Origin of the sequence: Streptomyces sp. NPDC017890, from assembly GCF_044328675.1 — a bacterium.
Classification (GTDB): Bacteria; Actinomycetota; Actinomycetes; order Streptomycetales; family Streptomycetaceae; genus Streptomyces.
This window is the reverse complement of record NZ_JBIRHU010000012.1, coordinates 99346-114627: the sequence shown is the minus strand read 5'-3', so window position 1 is coordinate 114627 and position 15282 is coordinate 99346. Positions and strand designations below refer to the sequence as shown.

At 71.2% G+C, this 15282-nt stretch carries 14 protein-coding genes; 5 read left to right on the top strand and 9 right to left on the bottom strand.

The annotated features are described in order from the left end of the window. Positions 1–20: 20 nt before the first annotated feature. A complete protein-coding gene (locus ACH4F2_RS17750; RefSeq protein WP_398133622.1) occupies positions 21–1196 on the top strand; it encodes a CaiB/BaiF CoA transferase family protein in 1176 nt (391 codons plus the stop codon). Between the two features lie 16 nt (positions 1197–1212). On the opposite strand, the gene ACH4F2_RS17745 is transcribed toward ACH4F2_RS17750, so the two are convergent. Next, the gene (locus ACH4F2_RS17745; RefSeq protein WP_398133621.1) at positions 1213–2049 is read right to left on the bottom strand and encodes a trans-aconitate 2-methyltransferase; all 837 of its coding nucleotides are present in this window, start codon (positions 2047–2049) and stop codon (positions 1213–1215) included. Positions 2050–2168: 119 nt separating this feature from the next. On the opposite strand from ACH4F2_RS17745, the gene tamR reads away from it, so the two are divergent. Continuing rightward, complete coding sequence (tamR, locus tag ACH4F2_RS17740; protein ID WP_398133620.1) at positions 2169–2666, top strand: MarR family transcriptional regulator TamR; 498 nt, start codon at positions 2169–2171, stop codon at positions 2664–2666. Here the strand turns inward: tamR and ACH4F2_RS17735 are convergent. Beyond that, positions 2625–3395 (bottom strand): LuxR C-terminal-related transcriptional regulator, encoded by a 771-nt coding sequence (locus tag ACH4F2_RS17735; RefSeq protein ID WP_398133619.1) that lies wholly within the window; start codon positions 3393–3395, stop codon positions 2625–2627. The genes tamR and ACH4F2_RS17735 overlap by 42 nt on opposite strands. A gap of 305 nt (positions 3396–3700) precedes the next feature. Here ACH4F2_RS17735 and ACH4F2_RS17730 point away from each other — a divergent pair, with 305 nt between their 5' ends. Then, positions 3701–4168, top strand: coding sequence for a GNAT family N-acetyltransferase (locus tag ACH4F2_RS17730; RefSeq protein ID WP_398133618.1), 468 nt, complete (start codon positions 3701–3703; stop codon positions 4166–4168). Positions 4169–4173: 5 nt separating this feature from the next. On the opposite strand, the gene ACH4F2_RS17725 is transcribed toward ACH4F2_RS17730, so the two are convergent. From ACH4F2_RS17725 to galT, 4 genes are all read right to left on the bottom strand, one after another. Beyond that, entirely contained in the window at positions 4174–4791 is a 618-nt protein-coding gene (locus tag ACH4F2_RS17725; protein ID WP_398133725.1) for a Uma2 family endonuclease, read from the bottom strand. Between the two features lie 248 nt (positions 4792–5039). Continuing rightward, the gene (galK, locus tag ACH4F2_RS17720) at positions 5040–6215 is read right to left on the bottom strand and encodes a galactokinase (RefSeq protein ID WP_398133617.1); all 1176 of its coding nucleotides are present in this window, start codon (positions 6213–6215) and stop codon (positions 5040–5042) included. A 33-nt stretch (positions 6216–6248) separates the two neighbouring features. After that, positions 6249–7211: a UDP-glucose 4-epimerase GalE gene (gene galE / locus ACH4F2_RS17715; RefSeq protein ID WP_398133616.1), complete on the bottom strand. Its 963-nt coding sequence runs from the start codon at positions 7209–7211 to the stop codon at positions 6249–6251. Continuing rightward, entirely contained in the window at positions 7208–8269 is a 1062-nt protein-coding gene (galT, locus tag ACH4F2_RS17710; protein WP_398133615.1) for a galactose-1-phosphate uridylyltransferase, read from the bottom strand. The genes galE and galT overlap by 4 nt, the downstream gene beginning before the upstream one ends. Positions 8270–8454: 185 nt before the next feature. Here galT and ACH4F2_RS17705 point away from each other — a divergent pair, with 185 nt between their 5' ends. Continuing rightward, on the top strand, positions 8455–10134 hold the full coding sequence (locus ACH4F2_RS17705) for a sodium:solute symporter family protein (RefSeq protein WP_398133614.1): 1680 nt from the start codon (positions 8455–8457) through the stop codon (positions 10132–10134). A 21-nt stretch (positions 10135–10155) separates the two neighbouring features. Next, the gene (locus ACH4F2_RS17700; protein WP_398133613.1) at positions 10156–10464 is read left to right on the top strand and encodes a hypothetical protein; all 309 of its coding nucleotides are present in this window, start codon (positions 10156–10158) and stop codon (positions 10462–10464) included. Positions 10465–10557: 93 nt separating this feature from the next. On the opposite strand, the gene ACH4F2_RS17695 is transcribed toward ACH4F2_RS17700, so the two are convergent. From ACH4F2_RS17695 to ACH4F2_RS17685, 3 genes are all read right to left on the bottom strand, one after another. Then, on the bottom strand, positions 10558–11232 hold the full coding sequence (locus tag ACH4F2_RS17695) for a LuxR C-terminal-related transcriptional regulator (protein WP_398133612.1): 675 nt from the start codon (positions 11230–11232) through the stop codon (positions 10558–10560). A 232-nt stretch (positions 11233–11464) separates the two neighbouring features. After that, positions 11465–13381: a PQQ-binding-like beta-propeller repeat protein gene (locus tag ACH4F2_RS17690; RefSeq protein WP_398133611.1), complete on the bottom strand. Its 1917-nt coding sequence runs from the start codon at positions 13379–13381 to the stop codon at positions 11465–11467. 79 nt (positions 13382–13460) lie between these two features. Then, the gene (locus ACH4F2_RS17685; protein WP_398133610.1) at positions 13461–15230 is read right to left on the bottom strand and encodes a PQQ-binding-like beta-propeller repeat protein; all 1770 of its coding nucleotides are present in this window, start codon (positions 15228–15230) and stop codon (positions 13461–13463) included. Between the last annotated feature and the right edge of the window lie 52 nt (positions 15231–15282).

The window sequence follows — 15282 nt, the reverse complement described above, 5'->3', positions numbered from 1 at the left end:
CGTACCGGAGACCGAGGCCCATGCAGCCGCTGCGCGGAATCACCGTCGTCTCGCTCGAACAGGCGATCGCCGCTCCCTACGCCAGCCGTCAGCTGGCCGACCTCGGCGCGCGCGTGATCAAGGTGGAGCGTCCCGGGACGGGTGATTTCGCCCGGTCCTACGACAGCCGTGTACGGGGTATGAGCTCGCACTTCGTGTGGGCCAACCGCAACAAGGAGTCCGTCACCCTGGACTTCAAGGACCCGCGCGGCCTGGACGTGCTGCACCGCCTGATCGAGGACGCCGACGTGTTCCTGCAGAACCTGGCACCGGGGGCGGCGGCCCGGGCCGGACTCGGCGCGCAAGAGCTGCGGTCCCGGCACCCGAGGCTGATCGTCTGCGACATCTCCGGCTACGGCGAACCCGGCCCCTACGCGGGCCGCAAGGCGTACGACCTGATGGTGCAGTCCGAGTCGGGGCTGCTGTCCGTCACGGGCACGCCGGACGACATGGCCAAGGTGGGCATCCCGGTGTCGGACATCGCCGCCGGGATGTACGCGTACAGCTCGATCCTCGGCGCGCTCCTGGAACGCGGTCGGACGGGGCGGGGCACGCACCTGGACGTGTCGATGCTGGAGGCCACCGTGGAGTGGATGGGCTTTCCGCTCCACTACGCCTTCGACGGCGCCGAGCCGCCGCCCCGGGCGGGCGCCGCGCACGCGACGATCTACCCGTACGGCCCGTTCACGGCGGGTGACGGCGGTGTCGTCATGATGGCGGTGCAGAACGAGCGCGAGTGGCGCGGTTTCTGTACGGGTTTCCTGGACCGCCCGGAGCTGGCCGGTCACCCGCACTACGCCACCAACGCGGACCGCAACACGCACCGGGAGGCGCTGGGCGCGCTGATCGCGGCCCGGTTCGCGCAGCTGACCAGCGCCGAGGCGCTCGGACTGCTCGGCGCGGTGCCGGTCGCGTGCGCCCGGGTGAACTCGCTCGCCGAGGTGTGGGACCACCCTCAGCTGGCCGCGCGCGGGCGTGTGCACCAGGTGCCGACGCCGGCCGGTCCCGTCCCGGCGCTCGCCCCGCCGGGGTCGACCGGTGACGCGCCCCGCATGGAGGCGGTGCCCGCGCTGGGCGAGCACACCCGTGCCGTCCTCGGTGAGCTGGGCCTGTCCGAGGACGCCATCGACGCGCTCGTCGCGGAGGGAGTGGCGTGACCGGCCGCGCCGCCGGTCACCGGTCCGGCGGCCCCTCCTCCCGCCCCTTTCGGGCGACGGCGAAGACGCGGCGGAAGGGGAACGGCGTGCCGTGCGCCCCGGCGGGGTAGGCGGCGCGCAGCACGGTCCGGTACTCCTCGACGAACGCGTCGCGTGCCTCGGGACCGTCGTCGAGCGCGGTGAGTACGGGCCGCAGTCCCGTCCCCTTCACCCAGTCCAGTACGGCGTCGTCGCCGGGCAGCAGGTGGACGTACGTCGTCTCCCACACGTCGGCGGTGCAGCCGGCGGCGGTGAGGTGGGCGAGGTAGGCCTCGGGGGTGAGGACGGCGTCGTCGTGGCGCAGAACGCCGGCGAGGCGCTCGCGCCAGCGGGGGGAGTGGGCGAGTTCGCGCATCAGGCGGTGGCTGGGGGCGTCGTAGTTGCCGGGTACCTGGAAGGCGAGGGTGCCGCCGGGGGCGAGGCGGTCGATCCAGTCGGGGAAGCGCTCGGCATGGCGGGGGACCCACTGGAGGGTGGCGTTGCTGACGACGAGGTCGTACGGCTCGGCGGGGGTCCAGGTGCGGGCGTCGGCGGGGGCGAAGTCGAGGTGGCCGCCACCGGGTGTGGGGCCGGCGTACTCCTGGGCCCGTTCGAGCATCTGGGGCGAGTTGTCGTAGCCGGTGATGCGGGCGGTGGGCCAGCGGTCGGCGAGCAGGACGGTGACGTTGCCGGGGCCGCAGCCGAGGTCGGCGATGCGGGGCGGGTCACCGGGCAGGTCGGGGATGCGGGCGAGGAGGTCGGTGAAGGGGCGGGCGCGGTGGCCGGCGTGGCGGAGGTACTGGGCGGGGTCCCAGGTGAGGGCGGTGGCGGGCATGAGGCCTCCGGGGAATGTCCGTGCGGGACGGGTACCCAGCGTCACCCGGACAGTCTCTCGACGTCAAGAGAGTTGACGTCAAGAGACTTCACGTCGACACAACCACTACACTGATCGTCATGGAGGACGAGGTCGATCGGCTGGTCGCAGCGTGGCGCCGGGAGCGCCCGGACCTCGACGTGGAACCGCTCGAGGTGCTGAGCCGGGTCAGCAGGCTCGCCCGGCACCTGGACCGCGCACGCCGCCTGGCCTTCTCCGAACATCACCTGGAGCCCTGGGAGTTCGACGTCCTCACCGCGCTGCGCCGCGCGGGCACCCCGTACCAGCTCTCGCCGGGGCAGCTCCTCACCCAGACCCTGGTCACCTCGGGCACGATGACCAACCGTATCGACCGCCTGGCCAAGAAGGGCCTGGTGGAGCGCCTGCCCGACCCGAGTGACCGGCGCGGCGTCCTGGTCCGGCTCACGGACGAGGGCCGTGACCGCGCCGACCAGTCGCTGGCGGGCCTGCTCGCCCAGGAGCGCGCCATCCTGGCCGAGCTCTCCCGCGCCCAGCGCAGCGAGCTGGCCGCGCTGCTACGCCAGCTGACCGCCCCGTTCGACAACATCCCCGGTTAGGTCGGCGGGCCCCACCCCGGCCCTCCTCGCGAGCGCCACGGCGGCGAGGGTGGAGTGGACGCCCAGCTTGCCCAGGACGTTCTGCATGTGTGTGCGCACGGTGTGCGGGGACAGGTACAGCCGCTCGGCGACGGCCTTGCGTCCGAGCCCGGCGACCATGCAGCGCAGCACCTCCCGCTCCCGCGGGGTCAGCGACTCCACCAGCCGCTCGCTCTCGGTGCGGTGCTTGCGGGCGGCGGTCAGTTCGCGCAGGACGCCGGTGAGCAGAGCCGGCGGCAGATGCGTCTCGTCGCGCAGGACACCCCGTATGACGGTGAGCAGCCGTGAGAGGGAGCAGTCCTTGGCCACCCACCCGGAGGCGCCGGCTCCCAGCGCGAGGGCCGCCCGCCGGGGGTCGTCCTTCTCGGCGAGGACGACGGTCCGTACGCCCGGCTGCCCCGATCGCACCCCGGCGACCAGCGAGATGCCGTCGACCAGCCCGTCCTCGTTGCCGTCCCGTACGGGCACGGCGGCCGGCCGTGCGCCGGGCACGTGGCCCCCCAGGTCTGCGTCGACGAGCAGCACGTCGTACCGCCGCCCCTCGGCCGCGGCCCGCTCCAGGCAGCGCAGCGCGGCCGGGCCGCTGCCGGCCGCGGAGACGTCGACGTCGGGCTCGGCGGCCAGGGCCGCGGCGAGCGACTCGGCGAAGATCCGGTGATCGTCGACGACCAGGACTCGGATACGAACCACGAAACCCCCTCCCCCACGCTCCCGGAGGAGCAGGGGATACCCATCGTCTGTCCATTCCCGGAAGACGACACCGGCACGGGTACGACGCCCGAAGCCCCGTATCCGACTGTGCACTCGGTACTCCGGGACAGGGCGCCGCAGCCGCACGGCCGCCGCCGTGCAGTAACCGCTACCCCCGCCCCGGGCGCCGTACCCGGCTGTCTCGCCCCCTGAACGGCACCGGCCCCCACCGGTGCTGCTCATCAGAGTACGGGCGGGCGCCGGGAGCGGAAGGCTATTTGCAGAACTGACAGCCCGGCGCGTTTATGGTGAGCCGCATGTTTCGTCTTGTGACAGAAGTCGACAAAGCACGGCGTGATCTGCTGCGCACCCGCCTGCGGGAGACGAACACGGCGGCCTCCCCCGTCCTGCGTTCGCTGCGCGGAACCCCTCACGAACGCGAATTCCCGCTGCACGTCTGGGTGCTGGACGAGACCGGCGGCCTGGCGGGCGGCCTGGTCGGCCACACCTGGGCGACCTGGCTGCACGTGACGTACCTGTGGGTGGACGACCGGTGCCGGGGCGCGGGCCTGGGATCGGCCCTGCTGGCGGAGGCGGAGCGAGGCGCTCGCGAGGAGCGGGGCTGCACGGCGTCCCGCGTGGAGACCTGGGACTTCCAGGCACCGTCCTTCTACACGGGACACGGATACGACGTGGTGTGCGTGATCCCCGACTATCCGCCGGGGGTCACGGAGTACACGCTGACCAAGCGGCTGGGCCGACAGTCGGTCTGAGGTGTTCAGAACTCGTCGAGCGCGTCCGAGGTGATGTCGACGTCGATGTCGTACGGCACGCCGAGCTTGAGCAGCTCGCGATGGGTGCCGGTCAGGTCGTACGTCTTGGAGACGGGGTCGAGTTCGTAGACCCGGACCACCGGGTGCTTGCCGGCACCGCCGCCCGTCTCGACCAGCCAGAAGTGCGGGATGCCCGCGGCAGCGTACTTGTGCGGCTTGGTGTCGCGGTCGCGGGATTCGGAGTCCGGGGAGACGACCTCGACGGCGAGCAGCACGTCGGCGGCCTGGAAGCGGGTCTGGTCCCTGCCGGTGACGGCGTCGGCGCGGACGACGGTGATGTCGGGTTCGGGGCCGTTGCGGCGGTCCAGGACGATGGTCATCTCCCGGACGACCTTCCTGCTTCTGGGCGCCGTACGGCGCAGACCGGCCATCAGCAGATCGATCATGGTGCTGTGGAAGTACCGCTGCGGACTCACGAAAACCAGGCTCCCGTCGATCAGCTCGGTGTGCGGCGGGAGGTCGGGCAGCGTGAACAGGTCGTCCACGGTGTACCCGTCCCGGGGCGGCACCGGCCAGCGGCAGCCGGGCGTGGCGTTCGACTCGGCGAGGGGCTCGGCGGTCATGGTTCCTCCCATGGACGGGATTCTCGGCCAGCCCGTCCACGGTAGCCGCCGGTTCCGCTGATCGTCATCACAAGGGGTGACGATCAGCTGGTACAGGGCAACACGAAGCGACCGCCGTACGCGCGAGGCGCCAAAGGGGCCGCATCCGCCGGGACCCGCTCGCTTCCGCCGAGGCGAGCCCCCGGGACCGGGCGATGAGCAGGGCGTCCGTGGGCGCGGCACCGAACTCCGGTGCCGCGCCCGTGGCGTCAGGCCAACCGCCGCGCCCCCGCCGAAGGCACCGCCTCGAAGACCCGGGGCGCGGTGAAGCCCGCCGAAGCGAAGGCCTCCTCCACCGCCGTGGTGATGGCGTCCACGTCGGCGGCCTCCGCCAGGACGATCGCCGAGCCGCCGAAGCCGCCGCCGGTCATGCGGGCGCCGAGGGCGCCGGAGGCGAGGGCGGTGTCGACGACCAGGTCGAGTTCGGGGCAGGAGATGCGGAAGTCGTCGCGGAGGGAGGTGTGGCCCTCGACGAGGACGGGGCCGATGGCGCGGGTGTCGCCGGACTCCAGCAGGGACACGACGCGTTCGACGCGCTCGTCCTCCGTGACGACGTGCCGGACCAGGCGGCGTACCTCCTCGTCGTCGGCCAGGCGCTCCAGGGCCGCGTCGAGTTCCTCGTACGCCACGTCGCGCAGTGCGTTCACGCCCAGCAGGGCGGCGCCCTTCTCGCAGCCCGCGCGGCGTTTGCCGTACTCGCCCTCGCTGTGGGAGTGCTTGACCTGGGTGTCGACGACGAGGAGGCGCATGCCCTCGGCGGCCAGGTCGAAGGGGATCTGGCGCTGGGAGAGGTCGCGGGTGTCGAGGAAGAGGGCGTGCCCGGCCTCGCAGCAGGCGGAGGCGGTCTGGTCCATGATGCCGACGGGGGCGCCGACGTAGACGTTCTCGGCGCGCTGGCAGAGGCGGGCCAGCTGCCAGCCGCGCAGGCCGAGGGAGTACAGGTCGTTCAGGGCGAGGGCGACGACGATCTCCAGGGCGGCCGAGGAGGAGAGGCCCGCGCCCGACGGGACCGTGGAGGCGAGGTGGATGTCGGCGCCGGTCAGCTCGTGGCCCGCCTCGCGCAGCGCCCAGACGACGCCCGAGGGGTACGCGGTCCACGACTTGTCCGACTCGGGGGTCAGGTCGGCGACGCGCAGCTCGACGGGGCCGGCCCCGATGTCCGCCGAGTGCAGGCGCAGGATGCCGTCGTCGCGCCGGGAGACCGCCGCGACGGCGGTGTGCGGCAGGGCGAACGGCATGACGAAGCCGTCGTTGTAGTCGGTGTGCTCGCCGATGAGGTTGACCCGGCCGGGCGCCGCCCACACCCCCTCGGGGTCCGCCCCGTACAGTTCCCGGAACCGCTCGCCGACAGCTCCTGCGGCGTCCTTCGCGACAGCCTCGCCCATGCCCTGACCCCTCGCCCTTTCCGTACCTACGGTCTACTTCGCGCGCTGCTGCGCGAACTCCCACGCGTCCGCCACGATCCCCGCGAGGTCGGCGCGCGACGGGTTCCAGCCCAGTTTCTCGCGGGCCGTGTCCGCCGAGGCGACCAGGACCGCCGGGTCGCCGCCCCGGCGGGGGGCCACGACCTCGGGGATCGGGTGGCCGGTGACCTGGCGGACGGTCTCGACGACCTCGCGGACGGAGAAGCCGTTGCCGTTGCCCAGGTTGCAGATGAGGTGCTCGCCGGGGGCGGCCGCGTCCAGGGCGAGCAGGTGGGCGTCGGCCAGGTCGGCGACGTGGATGTAGTCGCGGACGCAGGTGCCGTCCGGCGTCGGGTAGTCGTCGCCGAAGACGGAGATCGCCTCGCGCCTGCCCTGCGCCACCTGGAGGACCAGCGGGATGAGGTGGGACTCGGGGTCGTGGCGCTCGCCGTACGCGCCGTAGGCGCCCGCGACGTTGAAGTAGCGCAGCGAGACCGCGCCCAGGCCGTGGGCCGCCGCCTCGCCGGTGATCATGTGGTCGACGGCGAGCTTGGAGGCACCGTACGGGTTGGTGGGCTTCGTCGGCGCGGTCTCGACGATGGGGACCTCGTCCGGCTCGCCGTAGGTGGCGGCCGTGGAGGAGAAGACGAGGCGGGTCACGCCCGCCGTGCGCATCGCCTCCAGCAGGGCCATGGTGCCGCCGACGTTGTTGTCCCAGTACTTCTCGGGCTTCACGACCGATTCGCCGACCTGTGAGAAGGCGGCGAAGTGGAGGACGCCGTCGTACGACGGGTCCAGCCACTTGGCGGCGTCGCGGATGTCGCCCTCGATGAACGAGGCACCCGCCGGTACCCCCTCACGGAAACCCGTCGAGAGGTTGTCGAGGACGACGACCTCGTGGCCGGCCTCCAGCAGATGCTGGGCGACCACGCTGCCGACGTAACCGGCCCCGCCCGTCACCAGGTACTTCCCGCTCATGAACTCGCTACCTCTCGCAGTCGCTCGGCCGCGCGCTCCGGGGGCACGTCGTTGATGAACACGTTCATGCCGGACTCGGAGCCCGCGAGGAACTTCAGCTTGCCCGATGTACGGCGAATGGTGAAAAGCTCGAGGTGCAGCGCGAAGTCGTCCCGCGTCACACCCTCGAACTCCTCCAGCTGCCCGAACGGGGCCTGGTGCCAGGCCGCGATGTACGGCGTCGGAGGCTCACCGGTGCCGAAGATCCGGTCGAAGCGCCTCAAGAGTTCCAGATAGACCTGGGGGAACTCTGTGCGGGCCGCCTCGTCGAGCCCGAGCAGGTCGGGCACCCGGCGCTTGGGGTAGAGGTGCACCTCGTACGGCCAGTGCGCGGAGTACGGCACGAAGGCGGCCCAGTGCTCACTCTCCAGGACGACCCGCTCACCGGCCAGCTCCTCGGCCAGGACGGCGTCGAACAGGTTCTCCCCGCCGGTCGCCTCCTTGTGCGCGGCGAGTGAGCGGAGCATCAGGGCGGTGCGGGGGGTGGTGAAGGGGTAGGCGTAGATCTGCCCGTGCGGGTGACCCAGCGTCACACCGATCTCGGCACCCCGGTTCTCGAAGCAGAACACCTGTTCCACGGAGGGCAGATGCGACAGCTCCGCCGTGCGGTCCGTCCAGGCGTCCAGCACCAGGCGGGCCTGCTCCTCGCTCAGGTCGGCGAAGGCGGCGTTGTGGTCGGAGGTGAAGCAGACGACCTCGCAGCGGCCGGAGTCCCCGGCCAGCGAGGGGAAGCGGTTCTCGAAGACCACCACGTCGTACGACGTGTCCGGGATCTCGCTCAGCCGCTCGCCCTGCGAGGGGCACAGGGGGCATTCGTCGGCCGGCGGATGGTAGGTGCGGCCCTGGCGGTGCGAGGCGACGGCGACCGAGTCACCGAGCAGCGGGTCGCGGCGGACCTCGGAGGTGGTGACGGTCCGCTCCAGCGGACGGCGGTCGACGGCCTCCCGCACGGTGTCGTCGCGCAGGTCGTAGTAGACGAGCTCGCGACCGTCGGCCAGCCGGGTCGAGGTCTTCTTCACTGCCGGACTCCTCTACACCTGCATCCGCACGCAATCACTCCAACACAATCAAACATAACACATCACAACTCACCAGCCACGCCGATCATCACAATCAAACAAAGAACATCACCCGAAGTGTTCAATTACTGAACGCGGAGGCGTAGGTTCCGCTGGGATCAGTTCGCGCAACGAAGCGAGTTCGCATGCATACCCCCACATATCTAGCCGCGGAGCTTCGACTCCCCACCAACTGGCTCGACTACTCGATCCTCGGGATCTACTTCGTCGTCGTGCTCGGCATCGGCTTCGCCGCCCGGCGTTCGGTCAAGACCAGCCTGGACTTCTTCCTGTCCGGCCGCTCGCTGCCCGCCTGGGTCACCGGCCTCGCGTTCGTCGCGGCCAACCTGGGCGCCACCGAGATCCTCGGCATGGCCGCCAACAGCGCCCAGTACGGCGTCTACACCACCCACTGGTACTGGATCGGCGCCATCCCGGCGATGGTCTTCCTCGGCCTGGTGATGATGCCGTTCTACTACGGCTCGAAGGTCCGCTCGGTCCCGGAGTTCCTCCTCCTGCGCTTCGACAAGGCGTCACACCTGCTGAGCTCGGCCCTGTTCGCCGTCGCCGCCATCCTGATCGCCGGGGTGAACCTCTACGCCCTCGCGATCGTCGTCGAGGCACTGCTGGGCTGGCCCCAGTGGGTGGCCATCGTGGTCGCCGGTTTCTTCGTCCTGGCGTACATCACCCTGGGCGGCCTGTCCTCGGCGATCTACAACGAGGTCCTCCAGTTCTTCGTGATCCTGGCGGGCCTCATCCCGATCACCGTCCTGGGCCTGAAGAAGGTCGGCGGCTGGGACGGCCTGTCCGACTCCCTCACCCAGACCCGCGGGGCCGACTTCATGACCTCGTGGGGCGGCACGGGCATCGGCAGCGACAACCCGCTCGGTGCCAACTGGCTGACCATCGTGCTCGGCCTCGGCTTCGTCCTCTCCTTCGGCTACTGGACGACGAACTTCGCCGAGGTGCAGCGCGCCCTGTCGGCGAAGAACCTCTCGGCGGCCCAGCGCACACCGCTGATCGCCGCCTTCCCGAAGATCTTCATCGTCTTCGTGGTGATGATCCCGGGCCTGGTCGCCGCCGTCCTCGTCCCGAAGATCGGCACGCCCGGCTCGGACCTCCAGTACAACGACGCGATCCCGTACCTGATGCAGCAACTGCTGCCCAACGGCGTCCTCGGCATCGCGGTGACCGGCCTGCTGGCCGCCTTCATGGCGGGCATGGCCGCGAACATCTCCTCCTTCAACACGGTCTTCACCACCGACATCTGGGCGAAGTACGTCGTGAAGGACCGCGAGGACGACTACTACGTGCGGTTCGGCCGCCTGATCACCGTGATCGGCGTGCTGGCCTCGATCGGCACGGCCTTCCTGGCGTCGTCGTTCTCGAACATCATGAGCTACCTCCAGACGCTGTTCTCCTTCTTCAACGTGCCGATGTTCGTGGTCTTCATCATCGGCATGTTCTGGAAGCGGGCGTCCATGAAGTCCGGCTTCTGGGGCCTGATCGCGGGCACCACCGCCGCGATGGTGAACTACTTCGTCATCTACAAGCAGGGCATCATCGACATCCCCTCCGACCAGGGCGCCAACTTCGTCTCCGCGATCGCGGGCTTCGTCGCCGGCGCGGTGGTCATGGTCGCCGTGTCCCTGTTCACCAAGCCGAAGCCGGTCGCCGAACTGCAGGGCCTGGTCTACGGCACCACCTCCCCCGGCATGTCCGAGGCGCCCGCCGAGGGCGACGACGCGTGGTACCGCAAGCCGGCACTGCTGGGCTGGGGGGCGGTCGTCCTGGCCGCCGCCTGCTACATCCCGTTCTCGTTCTGATCGCGGGAGGATTGAGAGAGCATGTCTGATTCCTACTCCGAGAAGAACGTCCACGACGAGGTCTCCGAGCTGGAGACCAAGTCCGTCACGGCCGCACGGCTGTTCGACATCCGGCGGATCATCGGCGGCCTGTTCGTGGTCTACGGCGTCATCGTGACGATCGCGGGCTTCGTGGCGTCCGACGACGACATCGACAAGGCACAGGGGGTGAACATCAACCTCTGGACCGGGCTGGGGATGCTGGTGCTGGGGCTGTTCTTCCTGGCATGGCTGAAGCTGCGGCCCACGGCTCCGCCGCCGCCCACCGCCGAGGAGGCACCGCGGGACTGACGCCGGCGCCGGGTGCCCCGCGCTCGCGTGGGCACCCGGCGCGGTGCGGACACGGGCGCGGGGTCCGGGACGCGGCGCGGACACGGGGTCCGCTCACCCCCCGGACGCGCCCGCCCGGTCCAGCAGCCCCGTCCGGGCGGCCAGTGCCGCCGCCTCCAGGCGGGAGCCCACCCCCAGCTTCATCAGCACGCGCTGGACGTGCGTACGCGCCGTGGACGGGGCGATCCCCATGCCCGCCGCGATCAGGCGGGTGTCCTCACCCTCGGCGACCCGGACCAGCACCTCCACCTCCCGCGGCGTGAGCATCTGCAGCAGCCGCTGCCCCTCGTCGTCGGGCTGGGCCGCGGGGTTCAGCAGCTCGCCGAAGGCCCCCTGCAACAGTGACGGCGCCACCGCCGCCTCCCCGGCCCGCGCCTTGATGATCGCCCGCTCGACACCTTCGATCCGCTCGTCGTGCCGGACATACCCCGAGGCGCCCGCCGCGAACGCCGCCGCGATCCCGCGAGGGCTCGGCACCGGCCCCAGCACCAGCACCGCCACCTGCGGACGCTCCCGCTTGATCCGCACCACCGGGTCGAACATCCCCGGCTCGGCCGGTGTCGCCGTCCCCAGCAGGCACACCTCCGGCGCCCGGCTGATCACCAGCTCCGCCGCACCCGCGGCCGGCGCCGCCGCGGCGAGCACCCGGTGCCCCCGCAGCTTCAGCGCCGAGGCAAGCGCCTCGGCGAGCAATCGGTGATCGTCGACCACCATGAGCCGTACTCCCATGGAGCAACCCCCCAGTCACCCAGTCCCCCGGCACGGCCTGCGAAGGCCCACGGCTCCCCGCCCGCGGCCCGCCCCGGCCCCGCCCTCCATGCCCCCGGAAGCTACACGCTAGTTCGACGTCGCGCTGCCCCTACCGGTGATAACTGCCCCGGATCGCCGAAATCCCCCGCAATACGGCCCCGCCCCTGAACAGGGACGGGGCCGCGGGGGACCGGCGGAGCGCCGAGCGGCCTCAGCCGCTGGTGCCGAACGCGATCACCAGGTACTCCTTGTCGTCGGGGCTGAGCGGCTCACTGGCGTACACCTCCGACATGTACAGGTGCCCCTGCGCGTAGAGGATCTCGGCGTACTCCGGGGACATGCTGGTCTCCACGTCCCGCACCGCCTCGGTCGCCGGGTTCTCCAGCAGCTTGGTCTGCTTGAACGTCCCGCCGTCGATGCTGACGATCTGGCCGCCCTTGTCGTACGGCGGACGCTTGTAGGCGATCACGTTGCCGCCGTCCATGCGCAGCGGGGTGATCGTGTAGTCGACGCCGGCGTCGGCGCGCTGCCCGGTCTGCTTCCCGGTGGCCAGGTCGAAGGCGACGACCTCGTTGGTCTGGCTGTACGACTCGCCGCCGCCGGCCTCGTGCTCCTCCGTCGGGATGTAGAGCCGGTCGTTGCCGACCGCGAGCCCCGAGCAGTGCTCGACCTGCGTGATGCCGTCGCAGTCGGCCGCGAACTGATCGCCCGGTGCCGAGATGCGGGTGCGCAGCTTGCCGGTCTTGTTGTCGATGGAGAAGAAGTCCGAGATGCCGCTGCCGTCACCCGCGGAGTCTCCGACGTCGGCGGCCACGACCAGCGGGTTCGTCGACACGACGCTCGCGTACTCGATGCCCTTGGCCATCTCGTACTCGGAGATCACCTTCCCGTTCTTCGGGTCGATGGTCTGGATCTTCAGCTGCCGGGCGTCGTACGAGCCGCACCTGCGCACCGCGACCAGCTTCTCGCCGCCGCCGTAACCGGCATCCTGGCAGGTGTCGGTCGTCTTCGGGGACCACAGGACGTTGCCCTTGGCGATGTCCCAGGCGACGCCGCCGTCGTTGCTGCCGGCGGCGACGGTGTCACCGCTGATGGTGACGTTGTTGAAGGAGTACGGCTGGTCACCGGCGGTCTTCGTCCACAGTGCCTTGCCCGCGTCCAGGTCGATGACCGCGACCTGGGTGCAGCCGTGCGAGGGCTCCGCCTTGGTCGGCATGGCCGGCTGGTGGACGATGACCGTCTTGTTGTCGTCGGTGACGTGCCTGCTGGCCGTGCAGACGGGCCCGGCCAGCTTGACCGTCCACTTCTTGCTGCCCTTGTCGGGTTCGTAGCCGACGATCTCTGCGATGCCGCTCTTGGCGTACACCGTGTCGGTGAGCCACGAGCCGGAGACGACGACGCTGTCGTCCTCCTTGGTCACCGCGGGCGCCGGGACCTGGAAGAGCACCTTGGAGGCGGGGTCGGCGGGCACCTTCTCCTTGCTGTCGGAGGACGTGCCGCCCTCGCCGCCCTTCTCGTCCGTGCCGCCCTCGCCGCCCTCGCCGCCCTTGCCGCCGCTGGAGCTCGCGGTGTCGTCCTTGCCGCCGTCGTCGCCGGCGGAGCCCGCGTACCAGACACCGCCGCCGATGATCAGCGCGATCGCCACGACGGCGGACACGATGATCGCCATCTGCGTGTTGATCTTCCGGCCGCCACCCGGCCCGCCGGCCTGGGCCTGCATCGGCACGGTCGCCTGCGGATAGCCGTAACCGGGCTGACCCGGGTGGCCGTACGGCGGCGTCGGCTGCCCGTAGGGCCCAGGCTGCTGCGGCTGCCCGTACGGGCCGGGCTGCTGCTGCGGCTGCCCGTAGGGGCCGGGCTGCTGACCGGGGTAGCCGTACCCGGGCTGGGGCTGCGGCGGAGCCTGCGGGTATCCGTACCCCGGCTGCGGCGCGCCCGCCGGCGGGGTCGGCCCAGCCACGGGCGCCTGCGGCGGCGTCTGCGGGTAGCCGTAGCCCGGCCCGGGAGCCTGGCCGGGGTTCGGCGCACCGCCCGGGGGCGGGGTGGGCGGCTGCGCCGGCCCGTTCTGCGACGGGCCGAAGCCTCCCCCCTGCGGGGGCTGGTTGGGCGGCGGGGGCGGCTGGGTCATGACGTGAGCACCTCGGGGAGCGGAGACGACGGGAACGGCAGGCCGGAGCGGCCGGAGCGGACGGATCTGACGAAGAAGGTCACTTGCCGAAGGCGAGCATCAACTTCTCCTTCGAGTCGTCGTTTCCGGTCAGGCGGGTGGTGGAGATGTAGAACCGCCCGCCGGCCCAGTCGATGTCCTTGGAGTAGAAGCTGCCCTCGATGTCCGCCACGCCCTGCGGGTTCTGCAGCAGCTTGACCGGCTCGTGGCTGCTGCCGCCGGTCGCGATCGACACGATCTGACCGCCCGCGTCGTAGGACGGCTGGACATAGGCGATGAGCTGGTCGCCCTCGACCTTCATCGGCGTCATCGACTCGTCCGCGGGGGACTTCGCGCGCCACTTCTCCTTGCCGGTGGCGAGGTCGATCGCGACGATCTCGTTCGCGCCGCTGGTCGCCTCGGTCGGCAGGTAGAGCGTGCCCGCGGCGACGGCGACGCCCGCACAGCCCTGGAGGTCGCGGTCGAGGATGGCCCAGCCGCACTCGGGGGCGAAGTCCTCGTTGACGCCGACCTGTTCGAGGACCTTGCCCTGGGGGGAGAAGGTGGAGATGTTCCAGACCTTCTTCTCCCCGTCGGTGGCGTAGACGACGAGCGGGTCGACGGAGTAGGCGCGCTCGACCCGCCAGCCCTTCTCGTACTTGTAGGTCCACAGGACCTTGCCGGTCTTCGGGTCGAGGCCCTGCATCTCGTCGTGCTCGTTGTTGCCGCCGGCGCCGCAGGAGGCGACCTGGACGATCGTCCGCGGCCCGCTCGCGAACCCGGCGGGGAAGCACGCGTCGCCGTACCGCTTCTTGTCGTACAGCTTCTTGCCGCTGGTGACGTCGTACGCGGTGCCGGACTGGGAGCGGCCGACCATCAGGATGCTGCCGCTGACGTTCAGCTCGACGGAGAGGGTGGTGTCGAAGAGCTCGCCGTCCTCGACCTCCTCCTTCCAGCCCTTCGCTCCGGTGGCGAGGTCGATCTCCTGCAGCTGGTTGCACTTGGCGCGGTCGCTGGAGCCGCTCATGTAGGCGACGACGATCTTGTCGGCGGCCGTCTTCTCCGGGGTGACGGAGCAGATCTTCTCCGGGAAGGTGATCGGGTCCCAGGAGGGCTTGCCGTCACCGACGTTGTACGCGACGAGCTGCTTGTACGCCGCCTTCACCGCGGTCTTGTCGGTGATCCACATGCCGGGGGCCTCGGCGCCGGAACCGGGGGCGTCGGGCGCCTCCTTGTACCAGAGCACCTTGGACTCGCCGGCCTGGCGGCCCTCGTTGAGGTCCTCGGGGTCCTCGCCGCCGTCGCCGCGGCCGTCGCCGGTATCGACCGGGGCGCCGCCGGAGCCGGAGGGCTTGGGGTCGTCGCTCTTGCCGGCGACGGGCTTCTTCTCCTCGTCGTCGCCGCTGTTCGCGGTGACCGCCCACACGCTGCCGCCGATGACGAGCAGGGCCGCGACCGCGGCGCCGACGACCAGGGCGGGCTTGCCCTTGAACGGGTTGCGGGACCCGGGCCCACCGGGCGGCGGGGTGCCGGGCGCGCCCGGGAACTGCGGCTGCGGATAGCCGTAACCGGGCTGCCGGCCGTACGGGCCCGGCTGCTGCGGCTGCGCGTACGGGCCGGAGTTGTACGGGCCGGGCTGCGCGTACGGCCCCGGCTGACCGGGCTGCCCCGGCGGCGGCTGCTGCGGGTAGCCGTACCCCGGCTGCGGCGGCGGACCGGACGGCGTGCCCTGCCCAGGCGGCGGGACCGGCGCCCCGAAGCCTCCCGGCGGTGGATCCTGCGGTGCTCCGAAACCACCCGGCTGCGGCGGTTGGTTGGGCGGCTGGCTCATCAGCGCGTTCCCCCTTATTGCTACTGATTTCTAGCCACGACCCGAGGTACGC

Bases quoted from the DNA above. Each gene is read 5' to 3' on its own strand.
- ACH4F2_RS17695 (WP_398133612.1), bottom strand. From the start codon at position 11,232: ATGGGAGTACGGCTCATGGTGGTCGACGATCACCGATTGCTCGCCGAG.
- ACH4F2_RS17690 (WP_398133611.1), bottom strand. From the start codon at position 13,381: ATGACCCAGCCGCCCCCGCCGCCCAACCAGCCCCCGCAGGGGGGAGGC.
- ACH4F2_RS17750 (WP_398133622.1), top strand. From the start codon at position 21: ATGCAGCCGCTGCGCGGAATCACCGTCGTCTCGCTCGAACAGGCGATC.
- ACH4F2_RS17730 (WP_398133618.1), top strand. From the start codon at position 3,701: ATGGTGAGCCGCATGTTTCGTCTTGTGACAGAAGTCGACAAAGCACGG.
- ACH4F2_RS17745 (WP_398133621.1), bottom strand. From the start codon at position 2,049: ATGCCCGCCACCGCCCTCACCTGGGACCCCGCCCAGTACCTCCGCCAC.
- galK (WP_398133617.1), bottom strand. From the start codon at position 6,215: ATGGGCGAGGCTGTCGCGAAGGACGCCGCAGGAGCTGTCGGCGAGCGG.
- tamR (WP_398133620.1), top strand. From the start codon at position 2,169: ATGGAGGACGAGGTCGATCGGCTGGTCGCAGCGTGGCGCCGGGAGCGC.
- ACH4F2_RS17700 (WP_398133613.1), top strand. From the start codon at position 10,156: ATGTCTGATTCCTACTCCGAGAAGAACGTCCACGACGAGGTCTCCGAG.
- ACH4F2_RS17725 (WP_398133725.1), bottom strand. From the start codon at position 4,791: ATGACCGCCGAGCCCCTCGCCGAGTCGAACGCCACGCCCGGCTGCCGC.
- ACH4F2_RS17685 (WP_398133610.1), bottom strand. From the start codon at position 15,230: ATGAGCCAGCCGCCCAACCAACCGCCGCAGCCGGGTGGTTTCGGAGCA.
- galE (WP_398133616.1), bottom strand. From the start codon at position 7,211: ATGAGCGGGAAGTACCTGGTGACGGGCGGGGCCGGTTACGTCGGCAGC.
- ACH4F2_RS17705 (WP_398133614.1), top strand. From the start codon at position 8,455: ATGCATACCCCCACATATCTAGCCGCGGAGCTTCGACTCCCCACCAAC.